Below are 20,611 nucleotides of genomic sequence, written 5' to 3'. Positions count from 1 at the left end.
TGCTAAATTTTTTTTAAAAATTTATATATATTTGTTCTTACCCTTTCGAGGGTATGTTTTTCATAGGTAGATGTAGGGTCAGAACAATGTTCTGGCCCTTTTTTGTTTTAATGGATTTAGAAAAACTATTTTTGTGCTATGATGAAAAAGAAAGTGATTGTTGCGGTTACAGGTGCCAGCGGATCTATTTATGCAAAGGTTTTATTTGACCGGTTATTAACATTAAAAGATCAGATTGAGACAGTTGGTGTAGTGATGAGCGATAATGCAAAAGCGGTTTGGCAATTCGAACTTGGAAACCAGGATTATAACCATTTTAAAGACTTTACCTTTTATAACAAAAACGATTTTAATGCTCCTTTTGCCTCAGGATCGGCAAAATACGATACCATGATTGTCATTCCTTGTTCTATGGGAACTTTGGGTAGGGTAGCACATGGAATATCGAACGATTTGATTTCGAGGGCAGCAGATGTTGTGTTAAAAGAACGCAGGAAATTAATAGCTGTAGTAAGGGATACCCCGTTCAGTTTAATCCATATCAACAATATGAAAACCGTAACTGAAGCGGGTGGAATCATCTGTCCGGCCAATCCTTCTTTTTATAGTTTGCCTCAAACAATAGAAGAAGTTGCCGGCACGGTAATTAGCCGGGTATTAGATCTGGCAGGTTTTGATCAGGAAAGTTATCGTTGGCAGGAGCAGTAATTGTTATTTTGCCAAAGTTTAGATATTTTTGATTAATTTAAAATCATTCCATGAAATTATATTTATGCTCTATCTTATGCTGTGCAGTGTTATGTGCTTTTTTTTCTCAGGTTAAGGCCCAGCAGGATTTTCTGATTAATTCAAAAAATGACACTTTAAAAGGTGAAATAAAAAAACAGTTTATTGGTTTTTATCGGTTCAAGCCAGAGGGAGGTACCAGCTTTAATAAAATTCCAATCCGCGAAACCAAAGAATTTTATAAAGTAGAAAAAGAGATAAATTATCTCGTTAAAGTACGCCCTGACAAAAGCAGTCCAGACTTTTTACAAAGATTGGTTAAAGGTAAAATTGATTTGTTCGAATATTACAGACAAAGTGGGAATAATCAATACGTGGTGATCTGGTATGCCAGCAAACAAAACGGACAATTGTTTGAAGTGAAAAGTAACCAGATCTTTGGTTCGCGGAAGGAGCGGAAAGATAGTATGTATAATTTAATAGCTGACAATCCAGGCTTGCTGGAAAAATTTAAAAAAGATGATAGTTATAGCTTTGAAGCCGTAAAAGAATGCATTAAACTATATAATTCAAACTAAATAGCCGATACCCCATGCTAAAATTAAGCTTTATTATAGTCGTTTTATTAGTCTCAGGCATATGTTTGTCTGGCTGTGAGAAAAGAGCCTGTCCTGAAGGAATGCACGAGCTGCGTTTAAAAGATGGTACTACTATATGCGTTCCAAACAATTTATAGTCTGTAATTTGTCAGTTCTCAAAACTCAAAACCAACAACTCCGAACAAATTTCCTATCTTTGCAGCCTCAATGAAAAAGGTCGCATTTTATACATTAGGTTGTAAACTAAATTTCTCCGAAACATCAACTATTGGTCGGTTATTTACCGATGCGGGTTATGCTGTAGTAGAATTTCAGGATCAGGCCGATGTTTATGTGATTAACACCTGCTCTGTTACGGAGCATGCCGATAAAAAATGCCGTAAAGTTGTTAAAGAAGCCTTAAAATATTCTCCTAATGCCTTTGTAACCATTGTAGGTTGCTATGCACAGTTAAAACCACAGGAAATTGCCGAAATAGAAGGTGTTGATATGGTTTTGGGTGCTGCAGAAAAATTCAGGATAGTAGAATATATTACCGATTTAACCAAGCAACCGAAAACCCTTATTCATCAGCAAAATATAGAGAAAGTTAACCATAATTTTATTGCCTCTTATTCGATTGGCGATAGGACACGTACTTTTTTGAAAGTACAGGATGGTTGCGACTATCCTTGTACATACTGTACCATTCCCTTAGCACGCGGTGCAAGTCGTAGCGATACCATTGAAAATGTGGTGAACCGCGCAAAAATGATTGCAGATAGCGGTGTTAAAGAAATTGTTTTAACTGGTGTAAATCTTGGCGATTTCGGAATTAGAAACGGTCAGCGTGAAGATAAGTTTTTTGACCTTGTTAAAGCTTTAGATGAGGTAGAAGGAATTGAAAGAATCCGTATTTCATCTATTGAGCCAAATCTTTTGAGCAATGAGATCATTCAGTTTGTATCCACCTCGAAAAGGTTTGTTCCGCATTTTCATATTCCTTTACAATCGGGTTCTGATAAAATTTTAGGTTTAATGCGCCGTCGTTACCGTACAGATTTGTATGTAGAACGTGTTGCCAAAATTAAGGAAGTAATGCCTCATTGTTGTATTGGTGTTGATGTGATTGTTGGTTTTCCTGGTGAAACGAAAGAAGATTTCTTAGATACCTATCAATTTTTAAATCAGCTTGATATTTCTTATCTACACGTATTTACTTACTCTGAACGCGAATTAACAGCTGCAGCCGAAATGAAAGGTGTTGTGGCCGGCAGCGAGCGTAATGAGCGTAGTAAAATGCTCCATATTTTATCTGATAAAAAACGTAGGGCTTTCTACGAATCTCAAATTGGCGCTGAAGCTGAAGTGCTTTTCGAGGCAGATCAGAAATCAGGTTACATGCATGGTTTTACTAAAAACTATGTAAAAGTACGTGCAAAATACGATCCGGTTATGGTAAATGAATTGAAAGCGGTTAAGCTTTTAGAAATTACTGCCGATGGAGAAGTAGAAGTAGCCGAACTGGAAACGATTCACGCGCATCATTAGTTTAGTCCCGAGTCATTGGACGGAAGTCTTGAGTCAAAATTTATATTTTCACATTTCCTCGATTAGTCATCCTGAGCGTAGTCGAAGGACCTTAAATATGGAAAATTATAAAATAGATAATGGAATTGATATTGATTGATCAAAGAAAATTCCCTAAGAACTAATGTAATAAGTTAACTAAACCTGATCGCAGCGAACACAGAGTAGCGTGGAGAGCAGGGCTGTACTAACCGATGAAATATAGAACCACTCTTTTCCAAAAAAAAATAGATTTTTATACGCTTTTTCGGCCTTTCAACCAAGAGCTTTGGTCTTTCTCCTTTAGTCTTTAAGCTTTCCGCTTTAATCTTTCAGCTTTGGTCTTTCTTTCCTATCTTCGCAACAAATTATTTGTATGTTTCCTACCGTTTCACATTTTTTAGAATACTTGTTCGGCATTAATTTACCGCTTCCATTTAATACTTTCGGTGTTTTTGTAGCACTGGCGTTTGTTGCTGGTTACTGGGCTTTCACCAAAGAGCTTAAGCGTAAGGAAGCATTAGGTATACTCCACCCAATTAAAAAGACAATTGTGGTTGGCAAACCTGCTACTACATCAGAGTTGATCATGAATGGCCTTTTCGGTTTCGTTATTGGTTATAAACTGGTTTATGCGTTGTTAAACTACAAGCTTTTTGTAAATGATGCACAGTCGATCTTAATCTCGACCAGAGGAAATATAATTGGCGGGTTGTTTTTCGCCGGTTTGTTTGCTTACTGGGATTATACTGAAAAGAATAAACATAAATTAGATAAGCCAAAAGAAACACAGGTAACCATCCACCCATACCAAACCATGAGTAACCTGATTGTTTGGGCGGCTATCTGGGGCTTTTTAGGGGCAAAGTTTTTCGATAACCTAGAGTATTGGGATGATTTTGTTCAACACCCTATAGAACGCTTATTATCGTTTAGTGGTTTAACCTTTTATGGTGGTTTAATTTGCGGCGGTGCGGCTGTATTAATTATTGCTAAAAGAAATGGTATTAAACCGCTCCATATGCTTGATGTAGGCGGGCCGGGAATGATGCTGGCTTATGCGGTAGGCCGTATTGGTTGCCATTTGGCCGGCGATGGCGACTGGGGTATCCCAAATCATAATCCAAAGCCATTTTCCTGGTTGCCAGATTGGTTGTGGTCTTACAAATACCCGAATAATGTAGTAGGCGAAGGCATTCCAATTCCTGGTTGTACTGGTAAATTTTGTAATGAACTGGCTCAAGGGGTGTACCCAACGCCAATTTATGAAGTAATTATCTGTTTAATTCTTTTTGCCTTTTTATGGAAAATTAGAGATAAAATAAAAGCACCTGGTTTAATGTTTGGTATTTACATGATTTTGAACGGTATTGAACGTTTCTGTATCGAATTAATCCGCGTAAACTCAAAATACCATGTTTTTGGTTTGTCTTTTACCCAGGCAGAAATGATTTCTACTTTTCTTGTTGTTGGCGGCATTGCATTAAGTGTTTATGCTTTAAGGAATAGGAATCAACTGTCTTAATGTTCTATAAGTTTATTCATCATCAAATAAACGCCTCGTTTTACTATTAAATAGTTATGAATTACGAATTACTGTGTACAAAAGTAATATCGATTGTAAGGCTTACGGGAAATTTTATCCGCAAAGAAGCAATGCAGTTTGATGTTCAAAAAATAGAATACAAAGGATTAAATGACATGGTTTCTTATGTTGATAAAACAGCAGAGCAGAAACTGGTTCAAAATCTCGAAAAATTAATTCCCGATGCAGGTTTCATAACCGAAGAGAAAACCATTAACCGTACAGGTAAGACCTATACCTGGATAATTGATCCATTGGATGGTACAACGAATTTTATTCATGGCATTCCTGCTTATGGCATAAGCGTAGCGCTTTATGAAGATGGATTAGCTGTTATAGGCGTAGTTTACGAGTTAAATAGGGGAGAAATGTTTTATTCGTATAAGGGCGGACCAGCCCTTATGAATAAGAAAGAAATTAAAGTTTCTACTAATCCTGATCTAAAATCGAGTTTATTGGCAACAGGTTTTCCATATTATCAGTTTGATAAACAGCCTCAATATTTAAAATTATTGACCGAAATGATGCAGAAAAGCCACGGGGTACGTAGAATTGGTGCAGCAGCAATAGATCTTGTATATACAGCCTGTGGACGTTTCGATGCTTTTTTTGAATACAATCTGCAGCAATGGGATTTTGCAGCCGGATGCTTTATTGTGCAGCAGGCAGGAGGAGAAGTGTACGATTTCTCAGGTGGAAATAATTACTTTGAAAAAAGAGAGATATTGGCTACCAATGGTAAACTTACGGCTGAAATGTTAACTGCGATTAAGCAGTATTTTTAAGCTATTCGTCATGCTGAATTTATTTCAGCATCTTAAAGACCCTGACCTGTAGCGAAGCGGAAAGCTACGCAGTAAAATAAATTCAGGGTGACGACTCGTTTGCAACAAAAAAGGTCCCGATTCTCATCGGGACCTTTTCACTATATGTACTATGAAAAATGCACAATTTTAAAGCGCTTCAGAAACAACTTCTGTAACTTCTGGTACCATTCTCTGTAATAAGTTCTGGATACCAGATTTAAGCGTAATGGTAGAAGATGGACAACCGCTGCAAGAACCGCGTAATTCTACAGTAACCACGCCTTCATCGAAAGATTTGTATGTAATTGCACCACCATCCTGTTCAACAGCCGGGCGTACATAATCATGCAGAATCTGCTGAATTTTAATTTCGGTTTCTGTACCCTCAAATGCAGGAGCTTCTTCTGTAGTTGCTTCTTTAATTTTTAATTCAGATTCTACAGCTCCCTTAACAAATTCTTTTAAAATAGCCTCAATATCAGCCCATTCTGCATCATCTGTTTTGGTAATGGTAACAAAATTGCTGGCGAAAAAAACGCCAGAAACAAAGTTGAACTTAAATAACTCTTTAGCAAAAGGCGAGTGTTCTGCACTTTCTTTAGTTGCAAAATCCTCACTGCCATTTATTAACAGCTTGTTTACCATGAATTTCATGGTAGCTGGATTTGGAGTCTGTTCTGTATATACGTTAATCGTCATGTCTTAATCAATTTGAATAAACAAAATTAACAATTACTCACTAATAAAACCTTTGTTAGCTGTCTGCTTAACGTCAATTTAATTTGACTAGAAAACGCCAGTATAATTAAAAGGTGTAATCGTTCTCAATTGCACTTTAACAGTTTCAGAAACGGCTAAACCTTCAATAAACTCAGCAATACTTGCAGCATTGATTTTTGAATTTGTTCTGGTTAATTCTTTCAAGGCTTCGTAAGGGTTAGGGTAGTTCTCTCTTCTTAAAACCGTTTGAATAGCCTCGGCAACAACTGCCCAGTTTTCGTCCAAATCGGCATGTAAAGCAGCTTCATTTAATAAAATCTTATTTAATCCGCGTAGTGTAGAATTAATAGCAATTAAGGTATGCCCAAATGGAACGCCTACATTTCTTAAAACAGTAGAGTCGGTTAAGTCTCTCTGTAAGCGTGAAATTGGCAATTTAGCAGCGAAAAACTCGAACAAAGCATTGGCAATTCCTGCATTTCCCTCAGCATTTTCGAAATCGATAGGGTTAACCTTATGTGGCATAGCCGACGAACCGATTTCTCCGGCTTTGATTTTCTGTTTAAAATAGTTTTTAGAAATATATGTCCAGATATCTCTGTCCAAATCTATAATAATGTTGTTTATGCGTTTTAAAGCATCACATTGAGCAGCAAATTGATCGTAATGTTCAATTTGTGTAGTATGTTGTGCACGTGTTAAGCCCAAAGTCTCGTTAACAAACTGGTTAGAGAAATTAACCCAGTTTACTGTAGGGTAAGCAATATGGTGTGCATTGAAGTTTCCGGTAGCGCCACCAAATTTTGCACTATTAGGGATGTTTTTTAAACTTTCTACCTGAATAGCCAAGCGTTCGGCGAAAACCAAAAACTCTTTGCCTAATTTGGTAGGAGAGGCCGGCTGGCCATGTGTATGTGCCAACATCGGAATATCTTTCCACTCTGTAGCCAGGGCATTTATCTTTTCAATCAGCGTATTAATTGCTGGATAATAACTTTCATTCAATGCTAATTTAATAGAATAAGGAATGGCAGTATTATTAATATCTTGAGAGGTTAACCCGAAGTGGATAAACTCTTTATAGTGCTGAAGTGATAACGCATCGAATTTACTTTTGATAAAATATTCAACAGCTTTAACATCGTGGTTGGTTACTTTTTCAGTTTCCTTAATTTCTAAGGCATCAACTTCTGAGAAATTTTCGTGGATTTTGCGCAATTGGGCATAAAGATTTTTATCAAAATTTTCTAAGCCAGGCAAGTTGATTTCGCAAAGTGCGATAAAATATTCGATTTCTACAAAAACACGGTATTTGATTAAGGCTTCTTCAGAAAAGTAAGCAGCTAAACTTTCGGTTGTTTTTCTGTAACGGCCATCAACTGGTGAAATAGCTTGTAGTGATGTTAAATTCATTATGCGGATTATATTTTTGCCGCAAATTTACTACAATTGATGGATTTTAAGGTCTTGATTCCTAGAAATTAATATAAAATAAAAAAGGCCTTAGAATTTCCAAGGCCTTTTTGCAGTAATAGCTAAAACTATTTTTTAGTTGTGTCTTTTACTGTAGTGTCTTTAACGGTTGTATCTTTCACTGTAGTATCTTTTACAGTAGTATCTACTACTGTAGAATCAACTTTAGATGAATCAGTTGCGCCATCTTTTTTTTCTGATTTACAAGCAACAACGGATAGGGATAAAGCTAGAGCTAAAAAGCCCATTTTGAATGCATTTTTCATTTTTTTTAATTTGTTTGGTTTTTAAAATTAATTAATTACTAATTTATGCAAAAAAGACAAGAATTAATCCTGTTTTATTAAATAAAAAAAGGTCGCGATATAAAAACGCGACCTTTTTTTGTGTTATTTAGTAGAATAACTAGTGTTTTACTTCTTCTTTTGTAGTAGTAGCTTTAACTGTAGTGTCTTTTACAGTAGAATCTTTAACTGTAGTATCAACAGCAGTTGTATCAGTAACAATAGTTGATGAATCTGTAACTGTTGTGTCAGCACCATCAGCTTTTTTACCTGATTCGCCGCAAGCAGCAACTGTTAAAGATAGAGCTAGGGCTAAAAAGCCTAATTTGAATGCATTTTTCATTTTGATATCTGTTTTTAGGGTTACTATTACTATTAATGCCTAAAATGTTAAAAGGTAACCCGTTTTTTCTGATAAAATAAAAAAGCCTTTGAAAAATGAATTTCAAAGGCTTTTCTTATAAGTAAGTTAGACTAGTGTTTAACTTCAGTTTTTTCAGTAGTAGTTTTTACAGTAGTATCTTTTACTGTAGAATCTTTCACTGTAGTATCTTTTGCAGTAGTATCAGTAACGATAGTTGAAGAATCTGTAGCTGTTGTATCAGTACCTTCTGCTTTTTTTTCTGAGTTACAAGCAACAACTGATAAAGATAAAGCTAAAGCTAAAAAGCCTAATTTGAATGCATTTTTCATTTTTGAGTATTTTTAAGTAATTAATTAATTTACCTGTTAATACCACTTATTTAAAAAGGTAACCCAAAAAAATAAAAAAAAAGTAAAAAAAATAAAAAAGGCTCCCGATTTACATCAGGAGCCTTTTTTTATGAGTAAAGTTAGACTAGTGTTTAACTTCTTCTGTAGTAGTTGTAGTAGCTTTTACAGTTGTATCTTTTACTGTAGAATCTTTCACTGTAGTATCTTTTGCAGTAGTATCAGTAACGATAGTAGAAGAATCAGTTAAAGTAGTATCAGCACCTTCAGCTTTTTTTTCTGAGTTACAAGCAACAACTGATAAAGATAAAGCTAAAGCTAAAAAGCCTAATTTGAATGCATTTTTCATTTTTGAATTTTTTAAGTAATTAATTTCTTATTAATGCCGCAAAGGTAAAAAGGTAACCCGATAATTTACAAAAAAGTTAAAATATTTTTTTTTGAGGTTTGGGTTACCGTTTGCTTTAAGTTTGTATTAAGCAATTATAGTAGCTATAAATATTTTTTTGTCTAATATTGGGTTACTATTTATAGAAAAATGTATTAACTAGTGAATAACAGTTTAAAGAGTTCAGTTCCAACAGATAGAGAGGTTATTTTAGGTATTCTAAATAACTCAGAAGATACACTTAACAAGTTATACAAGGCTTATTATGCAATGGTTTTGCAATTTATCCTGAATAATAACGGTGATGAAGATGACGCAAAAGATGTTTATCAGGAAGGTATAATAATTTTATATAACAAAATTAAGGAAGGCAATTTTGAGCTGAGCAGCAAACTCAAAACCTACATTTATTCGGTATGTCGGCGTATTTGGCTAAAAAAACTTAGCCTAAACAGTAAAAAAGCCGGTAATATTACTGATTATGAAGATGTATTTGCTGTTGAGGAAGATGTAGAGCACCATGAAGAAAAGGATGCTGCTTTTGTGAAAATGCAATCGGCACTCGATCATCTGGGCGAACCTTGTAAAACCATTATTCAGGATTTTTATATCCAAAATTTATCCATGCAGGATATCTGCGAAAAGTTCGGCTATACCAATACCGATAATGCAAAAACGCAGAAATATAAATGCCTGCAAAGGTTAAAGAAAATATTTTTTCAACCATAATTTGAAATGAGAAACGATTTGGAGTTAGATGCAATTATTGAAGATTACCTTTTAGGTAAACTTAATGCACAGGAAACTGAAGCTTTTGAACAGTTACGTCGTAATGATGCCACAGTAGATCATAAAGTAGTTTCGCATAAGTTCTTTTTAGAATCTATGGGAACATTTGCTGAGCAGTTGCGCTTAAAGGAACAGTTAAATCATATTCACTCAGAAATTGATGTGGAGGGATTGGCTTCTACACTTAGGCCTCATCCTTCACGCGTGGTTCAATTGTGGCGCAAACATAAATCTGCAATTGCAGTTGCAGCATCCTTTGTTGTACTCTCTCTGGTTTCTATCTACTCTATTCAGCATAATACTCAACAGGCAGAGCGTTACAGGCAGTTAAGCAACCAGGTAAATAATGCTATTAAAACACAAAATAGCTTAATCAGAAATATTAAGCATAATAATACAACTTCTGGTAAGCCAAATGCTCAGAATAGTTTTGGTGGTACTGGTTTTGCTATTTCTACAAATGGGTACATTTTAACCAACCTGCATATTATTAATGGCGCTGATTCTTTATATGTGCAAAACAGTAGAGGAGAATCGTTCAAGGTAAAGTCAGTTTACACAGATCCTCAAAACGATATTGCAATTCTTAAAATAAACGATAAACACTTCAGTAACTTATCATCTATTCCATACACCATTAAAAGGAATACAAGTAACATCGGTGAAATTGTATATACCTTAGGTTATCCAAAAGATGATGCTGTGCTTGGAGAAGGTTACGTGAGTTCTAAAAATGGTTTTATTGGTGATACCACTCAGTATCAGGTAGCCATTTCAGTTAATCCGGGTAATAGCGGTGGGCCTGTTTTAGATAATAACGGAAATTTGGTAGGTATTATCAGTGGTAAGCCAGATCAGACAGAAGGTGCAGCCTTTGCCATTAAATCAAAATATATTTTAGAAGCAATGAGGGCCATTCCCCAGGATTCACTAGGCGTAAATAAACTTTCTGCCAACAAGAAGAGCTTGCTGTCTGGTTTAAAACGCACCAAACAGATCGAAAAAATACAGGATTATGTATTTATGATAAAAGCATACTAAACGCAAACACCCCAAACAAATTAATATTCTTAAACCCTGTAGATTAAATTCTTCGGGGTTTTTTTATTGGAATTGTAATTTGGAGGTCTTAAGATAATATTAAATCTATGTATTTAGTATAGTATTGTTTAGATTTGTTTTAATCAAAATTAAATTAATAATATCATGAGTATAAGATTAGGCGATACCGCACCGAATTTCAAGGCCAACACATCCATTGGGGAAATAGATTTTTACGATTATTTAGGCGATAGCTGGGGAGTATTGTTTTCTCACCCTGCCGATTATACCCCTGTTTGTACTACAGAACTGGGTAGAACTGCGGCTTTAAAAGGCGAATTTGAAAAAAGAAACGTTAAGGTTTTGGCTTTAAGCGTTGATTCTGCCGAGTCGCATAAAGGATGGATTAATGATATTAACGAAACTCAAAATACTTCTGTCGAATTCCCGATTATTGCAGATCCGGACAAAACGGTGGCAAATCTCTATGATATGATCCACCCAAATGCTTCAGAAACTTTAACAGTTCGCTCGTTGTTCGTAATCAGTCCTGATAAAAAGGTGAAATTAATCATTACTTATCCAGCATCAACAGGAAGAAATTTTAATGAAGTGTTACGTGTGATTGATTCTTTACAGCTTACAGCCAATTATAGTGTGGCTACGCCTGCCGATTGGAAAGATGGAGAAGATGTAATTGTGGTAAACAGCATTAAAACGGAAGATATTCCAGCTAAATTTCCTAAAGGACACCAAGTAATTAAACCATATTTACGTACTACGCCTCAACCAAATAAATAATCCAAAAATTTATTTAATAACGCAACATTCTTGTTGAATGGCCAGAAATGGCTTGCATTATATTCATAATTTATTATATTTGGTAGTTTTGTTTCAATATTAACGCTTAAACTGGTTGTTTTATTCATATTAATACTCAATTGGTTAAATGAAATGCTGATCAAGGCGTAAAAGGTTTATTTATTTTATACAATTTTTTATTTTTTTATGGCAACCGGAAAAGTTAAATGGTTTAACACTCAAAAAGGCTTCGGATTTATTGTACAAGAAGACAATAAAGACTTATTTGTACATTTTAAAGATGTTTTAGGTGGAATCGAAAGCTTGAAAGAAAACGACACAGTAGAATTTGAAGTAGCTGAAGGCAGAAAAGGTTTACAGGCAGTAAATGTTAAGAAAGTTTAAGCAATAATATAAGATTATTTCTTCATCACTACAAAAAGCCTTTCTATTGAGAGGCTTTTTGTGTTTCTGTCATTCTGAATGCAATGAAGAATCTGAGTATCGTAGTTAAGAGTGGCATGACTCTTTTTCTTTGCCAATCATGAAGTAAGTTGTTCTTTGAAAAGCAACTGCTGCGGTAATCGGTTCCGATAGTCCCGCCCTTTGCTTAATCCCGATTGAAATCCTGTACAAATAAAAATAAATGTTAAATCGGGATAACGCTGTCGGTCGGGTTTATCTTACCTCAGACAGTTGCGCTATGTAAGCCAGCTAAACCTGATCTTGGACGAGATGCTGATTTTTTTTCATCAGCAGAAGTGGGAACGAGATTGTAATAATCCAAATGCTTCTGAACCTGCTTCCCGAAAAAAAGTAGTTGGTCGTTAGTTTTAAAGTTTTTTATAGATAAAAGATTCTTCGCTATACTCAGAATGACAACCTAATAATACTGTATAATTGATGCTTTAACAACGATATTTTCTCCATTGCCCACCTTAGTGAAAATTAAAAACTGATTTTGATCTGCTTTTATTTTATATTTCTTAACTAAATCTTCAGGCTTTGCCGGATAGTTCCGCACAATCACATTTCCCTTTAAATTTCCTTGTTTCTTAAGTGTTGCGGTGCTGAGTACGGCTTCAATTTTAAATATCCTGCCTGGGAAATCTTTATTTACAATAGCCGAACTAAATAGCTGTGTTTGAGGATGTAGTTTTAAAAGATTGTAAGTGGTGCCAATTAAATTAAAAGCACCCGATTTTAGTAAAGCAGCATCTGGTTCGTACAAGTAATCACCAGTGTTTAAATCATCAATAAACTGAATTGAACCATTTGAAACTGATCTGTAAAAGGAAAAATCTTTTTCAATCCCGTTATTTAGGGTTACAGCTATAATTTTCGTATCACCATTGTAGCCTTTATCGATGATCCATAAAAGCTCTTTGCACTCATTTTTTACACTCACAATATGAATCTCGCTAACTTGTTTCAATTCTGATAATCCTGCTGAAATATCAAGTAAAGGAGCAGTTTTGATAATTATTCTAGAAGATTTTTCTAATATGGTATCCAGGTTACTTGCAATGTCGGGTGTACAGTCTTTTAGCATAAAAACTTTGCCCTTTTCGGCCCTTCGGGCAGGATCTACATAAATGCTATCAAATGATGCATCACTAGTCTGGAGGTAAGCAATTCCGTCTTCTGCTTTAAATTCGATATTTGTTGCATGTAATGCCTGTGCATTATGTTGGGCTATTACAGATAGCTCAGGGTTAATTTCACAATGTGTAACGGCTTTTACCTTTTTGGAAAAGTAGTAGCTATCAATCCCGAAACCTCCGGTAATATCAATTAAAGTGTTGCCTTTGGCTAGTTTCGATTTGTATTTCGCCGTAATTTCAGAAGAAGTTTGCTCGATGGATAATACAGGAGGATAATAAATATTCTGAGTATTAAACCAGGTTGGTAATTTTTTTTCAGATTTTTTTTTTGCGGTAATTTGTGTGGCCAGTTCGGCTGCAGTAATACCCTCGAACGGACTTTTTGCTAAAGCAATCTGATTTACATCAGCATTTAAATTTGCGTTGATATAGTCTTGTACGGCTTTGGCTAAAAGTTTATTGTTCATTGTTTAGTTATGTCATTTCAAAAGAGGCCATCATTTCGACTGGAGCGCAACAAAATGGAGAAATCTCATTTAGATAGGTTTCACCTCCGAAGGAGTCCCTTTGGAGCACTGCGGTCGAAATGACGAACGCAGTTAATCTTCAATGAGCAAATTTATACGGTTCGATTCTTCATCACCATCTGGCAGGTATGACGGCTTTTAACTTCCAATAAAATATCCTTATCAACCGTTACACGATCAATAGTTTGTTGGTTATAATAGCGGATGGTTACCAGTTCCAGACCCTTATTGTATCTTACTGTAAATTCTTGAGAAAGGTCTTTGATCAGTTTTTCAATTTGAGTAGGGTGATCATCAACGCTTACCGAAAAGCTGATAGCAGAGTTAAGCATGGTATTGATTTTGATCCGGTGTGTATGGAAAAGCTCAAAAATATTGCTCAGGTTTTCTTCTATAATAAAAGAATAATCTTTTGGGAAAATAGAAATCAACGCCTGGTTAACCTTAAAAATAAAAGAGGGAATAGGCAATGGGTTATTTTCTTTGGTAATTGCTGTTCCTGAGCCTTCTGGCTGAATAAATGACCTCACAAAAAGCGGAATTCCTTTGTTTTGAAGTGGTTTTATTGTTTTTGGATGGATTACCGTTGCACCATAATAAGTAAGCTCTATCGCATCGTGATAAGAAAGCTGGGCAATTTTTTCTGTCTCATCAAACCATTTCGGATCTGCATTTAATACCCCGGGAACATCCTTCCAGATGGTTAGTGCAGCGGCATCTAAGCAGGAAGCAAATATGGCTGCCGAATAGTCAGAACCTTCCCTGCCTAAAGTTGTGGTGTAGTTTTCGCTGGTGCCGCCAATAAATCCTTGTGTTACAATAATGTTGTCGGTTAAGAGTGGTAATAAGTCTTTTTGTATAATCTGATTGGTTTTTGCCCAATCTACTTTTCCTTCGCGGTAGGTATTGTCAGTCTGGATATAGTTTCGAGCATCTATCCAAAGGGCTTTATTACCTGTTTCGTTTAACCAGGCTGCCACAATTTTTGTAGAAACCACTTCTCCTATAGATACAATCTGGTCGTATATGTAATCAGGGTTGTTATCCGGTTCATCTTCAATCAGCCAGTCAATTTCAACAAATGTGTTAGCCACATCATCATAAACAGGATTGGCTTTGCCTTGAAACAGCTCATCTATAATACTGAAATGGAAATGTTTAATCTCATCAAAAATTGCATGCGCTTCATCACTTTGTGATAAAAATGCCTGCGTTAACTTTTCCAGTTTATCAGTAATCTTACCCATCGCCGAAATTACAATCAGAAGGTTTCCTTTTTTGTAATCGCGGACAATATTGGCCAGATTTTTCACTCCATCTGCATCTTTTACCGAGGCACCACCAAACTTAAAAATATCCATATTAAAATGCCTTGATTTGTTCTTTGGAGAAAGCCGCATTTAACCAGCCACTTTCTAAATGTGCTTTATATTTATTGTAAAAATTTATTGCAGGTTCGTTCCAGTCTAATACCTGCCAAACCATGCCGCTATAATTACCGTTTTTAGCCTCTTCTATCACTTTTTCGAATAATACTTTACCCAAGCCTTTTCCTCTAAATTCTTCTGTTACGATAAAATCTTCGAGATATAACCTGCATCCTTTCCATGTAGAGTAGCGTGTATAGTATAGCGCGAAGCCCACTATTGTATTATTTACCTCGGCTACATAAGCTTTCCATACCGGGTTTTTGCCAAACCCCGCATCGATAAATTGATCTAAGGTAACTGTCACTTCTTCAGGGGCACGCTCATAGATGGCCAGCTCATTAATTAATTCCAATATCCTTGGACAATCTTCTGCAGTCGCAAATCTGATGTTAAAATCCATATTAATTCGCCGTATTATCGTTTTTGAAATGTTTAATTACCCTTTTTCCGAAAATACTGCTACCAATGCGTACCATTGTACTTCCTTCTTCAATTGCAATTTTATAATCTGCACTCATTCCAGTCGATATTTCCTTAAAAGCATCGTCTTTACGGAAAAAGCTCACTTTAATACCATCAAAAAATACTTTTAGTTCCTGAAACTCGGTCGTAATCTGCTTTTCGTTCTTAGTATTAGTGGCTATCCCCATTAAACCCACAATACGGATATTTTTCAATTCGGCTAAGTCTTCGGCACGTAGCAATTCGATCACTTCATCAAAACCAAGTCCGAATTTAGTGTCTTCATCTGCAATGTAAACCTGTAATAAACAATCAATTACGCGTTTGCTTTTTGCAGCCTGTTTATTGATTTCCTGTAGCAGTTTCAAACTGTCGACCCCATGAATAAGTTTTACAAAAGGAGCAATGTATTTTACCTTATTACTTTGTAAATGGCCAATAAGATGCCATTCGATATCGTTTGGAAGTTGCGCCTGTTTATCTACCATTTCTTGTACATGGTTTTCTCCAAAAATGCGCTGTCCGGCGTTGTAGGCTTCTAAAATTGATTCTACTGGTTGTGTTTTTGAAACGGCAATTAGTTTTACCCCGCCTGATTCAACTTCGCTTTTATATTGTTTAAGATTATCAGCTATGCTCATTTATAACTATTTTTGGTAAAATTAATAACCTTGCCGCAATTTGGGCAAAAAATAATATTTAAATTAAGCATGAAGAGATTAATATGGGTTTTAATGACAGCTATATTATGGTTTGGTTGCAAACCTGGTATACCTGATGGCATTATTAAACCTGATAAAATGGAAAAGATTTTATACGATATGCACATTGTTGATGGATACCTTTCAAGTATTTATGTAGTAGATTCAGCAAAGAAGGTAGCAGCAGCTTATTATAAAGGGATTTATAAAAAATTTGGTACAGATTCTGCCGAATATAACAGGAGTTTAATATGGTATAATACCAACCCTGTAGCATTGGAGGCGATGTATAAAAACATACAAAAATTGTTAGCCAAGCAAAAAAAGGGAACAGCATTAGCTGATCTGATAATCAAGAAAAAAGCATTTAGAGCCGACTCTTTAGTGATAGCAAAGAAATTTAAGGCCGATTCTCTTGCGATCAGAAAAAAAATGAAACCAGATTCTTTATCGAAGGTTAAAGCAGTTGCTGAAATTGCAAAGAAGAAAAAACAGGCCGATTCATTAATTAATATAAAAAAAGCTGGCTTATCGGAAGTAGTTCCAAGTCCAGCTATTGTACAATAATATGTTATATCCCGAAAACTGTTTAGAACGTTTAGGTTTTGTTGAGATCAGGCAACTGATTAGCAAACATTGTTTAAGTCCGATGGGGCAAACAATGGTAGAGAAGATGCAGGTGATGAACCGTTTTGATCAGATTGATAAGTTTTTACGTCAAACAAACGAGTTTAAAAGTATCCTGCAAAATCAGGAACCTCTACAGATTAATACCTTTTTTGATATTAAGTCGCTGGTTGAAAAAATCAGGGTTGAAGGCACTTATCTATTGGAAGATGAGTGGTTTCAGGTATACACTTCGTTACATACTGTTTTCTCAGTACTCCGTTTTTTCGAAGAACGTGCAGAAGTATATCCTACGCTAGAAGCTTTATTTGAGCATCTGCCGATCGAAAAAACGATCCTTCGTAAAATAGAAAGCGTTATAGATGCCAAAGGAAAGATCAAACCAAATGCATCAAAAGAATTGCAGGAGATTACCTCTGCCATTTCGAAGGCCGAACAAGATGTGCGTAAGCGAATGGATTCGATCTACAAGCAGGCTATTGCCAATAACTGGGTTGCCGATGGTAGTTTAACCATTCGTGATGGTAGAATGTGTATTCCGGTTTTGGCTGAGAACAAGCGTAAACTCAAGGGCTTTATACACGATGAATCGGCAACAGGGCAGACGGTTTACATTGAGCCTGAAGAAGTATTTACCTTAAATAATAAGTTGCGCGACTTAGAGTTTGACAAGCGCCGGGAAATTATTAAGATTTTAATTGCGCTAACGGACGATTTGCGGCCATACTCGCCATTATTGCTTTCTTACCATGGTTTCCTTACCAAACTGGATTTTGTTCGTGCAAAGGCTTTATTTGCGATGGATATTGAAGCTGAAATGCCAGGTTTGTTAAAAGAGTCTAAAACCAAGCTGATTAATGCAAGGCACCCTTTGTTATCGATTTCATTTGCTGCAGAAAAGAAAACGGTTACACCCTTAAATATCCATATAGATGCCGAAACCCGGGTGGTATTGGTATCAGGGCCAAATGCAGGCGGTAAATCGGTTTGTATGAAAACCGTTGGCCTTTTGCAGATTATGTTGCAAACAGGTTTGTTAATTCCGGTTGATGCAAATAGTGAAGTGGGTATTTTTGAAAATATTTTTGCCGATATCGGCGATGACCAATCTATAGAAAGTGATTTAAGTACTTACAGTGCACACTTAAAAAAGATGCGCTATTTTGTAGAGCATGCTTCGCCAAAAACGATGGTGCTGATTGATGAGTTTGGTACCGGAACCGATCCGCAGTTTGGAGGACCAATGGCTGAAGCTGTTTTAGAGGTGTTGAACAATAAAAAGGTTAGGGGGGTAATTACTACCCACTATTCTAATTTAAAGCTTTTTGCAGGTAATACACCTGGTTTGGAAAATGCATCAATGCTTTTTGATAATGCCAAAATGAAACCGCTCTACATTTTAGAAATGGGTAAACCTGGTAGTTCTTATGCATTCGAAATCGCTCAGAATATTGGTTTGCCAAAAGAGGTAATCGAGCTGGCTAAAGAAAAAACAGGATCTAACCAGAACCGAGTAGATACCATGCTTATTGATCTGGAGCGCGAAAAGAAAAATGTTTACGACGCCAAAGTAAGTTTAGCCAATCAGCAGAATAAAGCTAAAAACTTGGTTGCCGAAAATGAAAAGTTGAAAAGCTTTTTAGAGGAGAATAGAAAGGTACTGATTAAAGAAGCGAAACAAGAGGCGCAGAATATTATTAAAAATGCCAATAAACTGGTTGAAAACACCATTGCCGAGATTAAGGAAAAGCAAGCTGATAAAGAAGTAACTAAAGAACTCCGCCAGAATTTGCAAAAAGAGCTGGTTAAAAATACTATTCCGAAAGAGCGCTCTAAACCAGTACAGGTAATTGTTGGTGGTGAAATTGGAATTGGTGATTTAGTGAAATTTACGGATAGTGAAACCATTGGTCAGGTTTTAGAAATTAACCGCAATGAATTGGTTTTGGCTATCGGCGATTTACGATCGACTATTAAAAAGAACCGCGTTCAAAAAGTGAGTAACCGGGAAGCTAAAAAAGTAGTTCAAAGCAGTGCAAATTCTTTTGCAGGGCGCATGAATGATGCCGTATCTGGTTTCAGGGCCGAACTTGATCTTCGTGGAAAACGAACTGAAGATGCCCTCTTTGAAGTAGAGAAGTATTTAGATAAAGCCATTATGCTTGGCTTTCCGTCCATTAAGCTGATTCACGGTAAAGGTGATGGTATTTTGCGGAAAATGATCAGAGAATACCTGCGTAAATATAGTCAGGTAAATAGGATGGAAGATGAACATGCTGATCGAGGCGGGGATGGGATTACTTATGTGTATTTGAATTGATGTTGTGAGATAAGAGATGTGAGACATGAGATTTAAGTTGCCTAGGCGTCCTCTCGACTGAAGCAAAGCGGAATAGTTGTGGTGTCGGATGTTACCATCCGACACTAAATCATTTTTTTGAAAATCTGTCAGATGGTAACATCTGACAGCAATCTAAAAGCTAATTATATAAAGATTTTGCTGCGCAGAGCACTTCGTGGTTCTCGGCTGTGCTGTGCTTCGCTCGAAATGATGTCCGCCCAATAAAAACAAAACTTTATAACCGTAACGTTGTTATTTATAAAACGTTACGGTTATGAGGGCAATACTACTCTGCTTATTTGTAATGCTATTCGTTACAAATTGCAAAAAGAATGGTGATGATAGTGACGATCCGGGTAATTTACCCGATGTAGAATTAAAATCAAAAGTAGTTGTATCCGGATTGAGCTTTCCCTGGGAAATTGCGTATGGCCCTGATAATTTCATCTGGTTTACCGAAAAAGCAGGTAAAATTAGTCGTTTAAACCCTGCCAATGGGCAAGTAACGCCTTTACTTACCATAACCGAAGTGCGTACCAACGGAGAAGGCGGCTTACTTGGAATGACACTCCATCCCGATTTTACCAGTAACCCTTATGTTTATGTAATTTATGGCTATGGAAGTACCTATAAAGCCAAAGTGGTGCGTTATACTTACGCTGGTGGAAATTTAACGAGTCCGCAGGTATTATTGGATCAGATTCCTGCTGCTTCAATCCACAATGGTTCGCGTTTGCTGATTAGTGGCGGTAAACTATTTATCAGTACTGGCGATGCTGCTGATACTGGCAATCCTCAAAATGTTAACTCTTTAGCGGGTAAAATTTTAAGGATAAATTTAGATGGCTCGATCCCCGGTGATAACCCTTATCCAAATAACCCGGTTTGGTCTTTAGGGCATCGAAATGCACAAGGATTAACCCAGGTGGGCAATAAAATTTTTTCTTCGGAGCATGGCCCTGATTCAGATGATGAGATTAATATTATCGAAAAGGGAAGAAACTACGGATGGCCAAATATTAAGGGTTTTTGTAATGAAAGTGGAGAACAATCGTTCTGCAGTTCCAACAATGTGGCAGAGCCATTAATCAATTGGACACCAACTATTGCACCCAGCGGTTTAGCTTATTACAATTCAGATTATATTCCGCAGTTTAAAAATTCGTTACTATTGGCAGTACTAAAAGGGACTAAATTGATGCAGCTTAAATTAGACGATGCTCAAACAAAAATTACTGGAACGAAAGATTTTTATGTAAACACTTATGGTAGGATAAGGGCTGTTTGCCAATCGCCTGAAGGGAAAATTTATATCTGTACCAGTAACGGAAGCGATGATAAAATTGTGGAAATTGCTAAATAGGCTTATTTCTTTTTATTGCCAGGGCACTTCTTACAGCGTTTACCTTTTTTGAATTTCTCACAACATTTTTTGTGCTCAGCCGTAC

Annotated in this window: 22 protein-coding genes; 12 read left to right on the top strand and 10 right to left on the bottom strand. The window is 36.2% G+C overall.

All coding sequences use genetic code 11. The annotated features are described in order from the left end of the window. Positions 1 to 138 precede the first annotated feature (138 nt). From LQ227_RS18810 to LQ227_RS18790, 5 genes are all read left to right on the top strand, one after another. Complete coding sequence (locus tag LQ227_RS18810; protein ID WP_230150524.1) at positions 139 to 708, top strand: UbiX family flavin prenyltransferase; 570 nt, start codon at positions 139 to 141, stop codon at positions 706 to 708. Between the two features lie 50 nt (positions 709 to 758). Then, on the top strand, positions 759 to 1,304 hold the full coding sequence (locus tag LQ227_RS18805; RefSeq protein WP_230150522.1) for a hypothetical protein: 546 nt from the start codon (positions 759 to 761) through the stop codon (positions 1,302 to 1,304). A gap of 228 nt (positions 1,305 to 1,532) precedes the next feature. Beyond that, positions 1,533 to 2,855 carry a tRNA (N(6)-L-threonylcarbamoyladenosine(37)-C(2))-methylthiotransferase MtaB gene (gene mtaB / locus LQ227_RS18800; RefSeq protein WP_230150520.1) on the top strand — a complete coding sequence of 441 codons (1,323 nt, stop codon included), beginning with the start codon at positions 1,533 to 1,535 and terminating at the stop codon, positions 2,853 to 2,855. A 394-nt stretch (positions 2,856 to 3,249) separates the two neighbouring features. Beyond that, positions 3,250 to 4,398: a prolipoprotein diacylglyceryl transferase gene (locus LQ227_RS18795; RefSeq protein WP_230150518.1), complete on the top strand. Its 1,149-nt coding sequence runs from the start codon at positions 3,250 to 3,252 to the stop codon at positions 4,396 to 4,398. A gap of 56 nt (positions 4,399 to 4,454) precedes the next feature. Next, positions 4,455 to 5,243, top strand: a complete 789-nt coding sequence (locus LQ227_RS18790) for an inositol monophosphatase family protein (protein WP_230139997.1) — start codon at positions 4,455 to 4,457, stop codon at positions 5,241 to 5,243. 168 nt (positions 5,244 to 5,411) lie between these two features. On the opposite strand, the gene LQ227_RS18785 is transcribed toward LQ227_RS18790, so the two are convergent. The 6 genes from LQ227_RS18785 to LQ227_RS18760 form a co-directional block, all read right to left on the bottom strand. Further along, positions 5,412 to 5,963, bottom strand: a complete 552-nt coding sequence (locus tag LQ227_RS18785; RefSeq protein ID WP_057934267.1) for a NifU family protein — start codon at positions 5,961 to 5,963, stop codon at positions 5,412 to 5,414. Between the two features lie 87 nt (positions 5,964 to 6,050). Further along, positions 6,051 to 7,397, bottom strand: coding sequence for an adenylosuccinate lyase (gene purB / locus LQ227_RS18780; RefSeq protein ID WP_230139998.1), 1,347 nt, complete (start codon positions 7,395 to 7,397; stop codon positions 6,051 to 6,053). Positions 7,398 to 7,525: 128 nt separating this feature from the next. Then, a complete protein-coding gene (locus tag LQ227_RS18775; RefSeq protein ID WP_116251791.1) occupies positions 7,526 to 7,723 on the bottom strand; it encodes a hypothetical protein in 198 nt (65 codons plus the stop codon). A gap of 139 nt (positions 7,724 to 7,862) precedes the next feature. Continuing rightward, the gene (locus tag LQ227_RS18770) at positions 7,863 to 8,084 is read right to left on the bottom strand and encodes a hypothetical protein (RefSeq protein WP_230150516.1); all 222 of its coding nucleotides are present in this window, start codon (positions 8,082 to 8,084) and stop codon (positions 7,863 to 7,865) included. Positions 8,085 to 8,215: 131 nt separating this feature from the next. After that, on the bottom strand, positions 8,216 to 8,434 hold the full coding sequence (locus LQ227_RS18765) for a hypothetical protein (protein WP_057934271.1): 219 nt from the start codon (positions 8,432 to 8,434) through the stop codon (positions 8,216 to 8,218). 145 nt (positions 8,435 to 8,579) lie between these two features. Beyond that, positions 8,580 to 8,801, bottom strand: a complete 222-nt coding sequence (locus LQ227_RS18760) for a hypothetical protein (protein ID WP_055911571.1) — start codon at positions 8,799 to 8,801, stop codon at positions 8,580 to 8,582. A 201-nt stretch (positions 8,802 to 9,002) separates the two neighbouring features. Here LQ227_RS18760 and LQ227_RS18755 point away from each other — a divergent pair, with 201 nt between their 5' ends. The 4 genes from LQ227_RS18755 to LQ227_RS18740 all read left to right on the top strand — a co-directional run bounded on the left by LQ227_RS18755 (position 9,003) and on the right by LQ227_RS18740 (position 11,876). Further along, positions 9,003 to 9,569, top strand: coding sequence for an RNA polymerase sigma factor (locus LQ227_RS18755; RefSeq protein ID WP_230140002.1), 567 nt, complete (start codon positions 9,003 to 9,005; stop codon positions 9,567 to 9,569). Between the two features lie 6 nt (positions 9,570 to 9,575). Next, entirely contained in the window at positions 9,576 to 10,670 is a 1,095-nt protein-coding gene (locus tag LQ227_RS18750; protein ID WP_215127987.1) for a S1C family serine protease, read from the top strand. A gap of 165 nt (positions 10,671 to 10,835) precedes the next feature. Continuing rightward, positions 10,836 to 11,471 (top strand): peroxiredoxin, encoded by a 636-nt coding sequence (locus LQ227_RS18745; RefSeq protein WP_215127985.1) that lies wholly within the window; start codon positions 10,836 to 10,838, stop codon positions 11,469 to 11,471. A 207-nt stretch (positions 11,472 to 11,678) separates the two neighbouring features. Then, entirely contained in the window at positions 11,679 to 11,876 is a 198-nt protein-coding gene (locus LQ227_RS18740) for a cold-shock protein (protein WP_029276380.1), read from the top strand. Between the two features lie 478 nt (positions 11,877 to 12,354). Here LQ227_RS18740 and LQ227_RS18735 read toward each other — a convergent pair whose 3' ends face one another. From LQ227_RS18735 to LQ227_RS18720, 4 genes are all read right to left on the bottom strand, one after another. After that, complete coding sequence (locus LQ227_RS18735) at positions 12,355 to 13,542, bottom strand: class I SAM-dependent methyltransferase (protein WP_230140004.1); 1,188 nt, start codon at positions 13,540 to 13,542, stop codon at positions 12,355 to 12,357. 152 nt (positions 13,543 to 13,694) lie between these two features. Next, positions 13,695 to 14,963 carry an aspartate kinase gene (locus LQ227_RS18730; protein ID WP_230140005.1) on the bottom strand — a complete coding sequence of 423 codons (1,269 nt, stop codon included), beginning with the start codon at positions 14,961 to 14,963 and terminating at the stop codon, positions 13,695 to 13,697. A 1-nt stretch (position 14,964) separates the two neighbouring features. Further along, complete coding sequence (locus LQ227_RS18725; RefSeq protein ID WP_230140007.1) at positions 14,965 to 15,432, bottom strand: GNAT family N-acetyltransferase; 468 nt, start codon at positions 15,430 to 15,432, stop codon at positions 14,965 to 14,967. A gap of 1 nt (position 15,433) precedes the next feature. Further along, entirely contained in the window at positions 15,434 to 16,135 is a 702-nt protein-coding gene (locus LQ227_RS18720) for a YggS family pyridoxal phosphate-dependent enzyme (RefSeq protein WP_230140009.1), read from the bottom strand. A gap of 93 nt (positions 16,136 to 16,228) precedes the next feature. On the opposite strand from LQ227_RS18720, the gene LQ227_RS18715 reads away from it, so the two are divergent. The 3 genes from LQ227_RS18715 (at position 16,229) to LQ227_RS18705 (ending at position 20,526) form a co-directional block, all read left to right on the top strand. Further along, positions 16,229 to 16,762 (top strand): DUF4296 domain-containing protein, encoded by a 534-nt coding sequence (locus LQ227_RS18715; RefSeq protein ID WP_230146611.1) that lies wholly within the window; start codon positions 16,229 to 16,231, stop codon positions 16,760 to 16,762. 1 nt (position 16,763) lies between these two features. After that, positions 16,764 to 19,142 (top strand): endonuclease MutS2, encoded by a 2,379-nt coding sequence (locus tag LQ227_RS18710; protein ID WP_230140013.1) that lies wholly within the window; start codon positions 16,764 to 16,766, stop codon positions 19,140 to 19,142. Between the two features lie 295 nt (positions 19,143 to 19,437). Then, positions 19,438 to 20,526, top strand: a complete 1,089-nt coding sequence (locus LQ227_RS18705) for a sorbosone dehydrogenase family protein (protein WP_230140015.1) — start codon at positions 19,438 to 19,440, stop codon at positions 20,524 to 20,526. Positions 20,527 to 20,611 lie beyond the last annotated feature (85 nt).

It is taken from the genome of Pedobacter sp. Bi27, assembly GCF_918698255.1.
Classification (GTDB): domain Bacteria; phylum Bacteroidota; class Bacteroidia; order Sphingobacteriales; family Sphingobacteriaceae; genus Pedobacter.
Note: the sequence above shows the minus strand (reverse complement) of the source record. Positions and strands in the feature narration are given on the sequence as shown.